The organism is Streptosporangium sp. G12 (genome assembly GCF_052983175.1).
The window spans coordinates 1-947 of record NZ_JBRIQO010000099.1; the positions used below are offsets into that span (position 1 = coordinate 1).

Annotated in this window: 1 protein-coding gene; it reads right to left on the reverse strand. The window is 69.5% G+C overall.

The window, feature by feature from the left end:
• The coding region (locus ACVCAG_RS45765; RefSeq protein ID WP_447191674.1) for a sugar phosphate isomerase/epimerase family protein at positions 1-947 on the reverse strand (947 nt) is incomplete at both ends.

Consider the following 947-nt stretch of genomic DNA (forward strand, 5'->3'; position numbering starts at 1 on the left):
CGGATGACGGCCAGCGCGTCGGGGGCGCCGTCGAGGCGGTCCATGCCGGCGTCCTCCCACTCGATGGAGATGGGTCCGGCGTAGCCGATGGCGTTGAGGGCGCGGAAGCAGTCCTCCCAGGGCACGTCGCCGCGTCCGGTGGAGACGAAGTCCCAGCCGCGGCGCAGGTCGGCCCAGGGCAGGTGGGAGGCGAGCCGGCCGCGGCGGCCGTCGCCGGTGCGGACCTTGGCGTCCTTGCAGTCGACGTGGTAGATGCGGTCGGCGAAGTCCAGGATGAAGGCGACCGGGTCGATCTCCTGCCAGACCATGTGGGAGGGGTCCCAGTTCAGGCCGAACGCGGGGCGGTGGCCGATGGCCTCCAGGGTGCGCACGGTGGTGTGGTAGTCGTAGGCGATCTCGCTGGGGTGGACCTCGTGGGCGAAGCGGACGCCGACCTCGTCGAAGACGTCCAGGATGGGGTTCCAGCGCGCGGCGAAGTCGGCGTAGCCGTCCTCGATCATCTGGGGGGGCACGGGCGGGAACATGGCCACGGTGTGCCAGATGGAGGATCCGGTGAAGCCGACCACGGTGTCGACGCCGAGTTTGGCGGCGGCGCGGGCGGTGTTCTTGATCTCTTCGGCGGCGTTGCGGCGGACCTGTTCGGGGTCGCCGTTGCCCCAGATGCGGGCGGGCAGGATGCCCTGGTGGCGGGCGTCGATGGGGTTGTCGCAGACGGCCTGGCCGACCAGGTGGTTGGAGATGGTGTAGACCGACAGGTTGTGCTTGGCGAGCAGTTCCTGTTTGCGGGGGATGTAGTCGTCGTCGCTGAGGGCCTTGTCGACCTCGAAGTGGTCGCCCCAGCAGGCGATCTCCAAGCCGTCGTATCCCCAGCCCGAGGCCAGGCGGCAGACCTCTTCGAACGGCAGGTCGGCCCACTGGCCGGTGAACAAGGTGATCGGCCTGCTCAT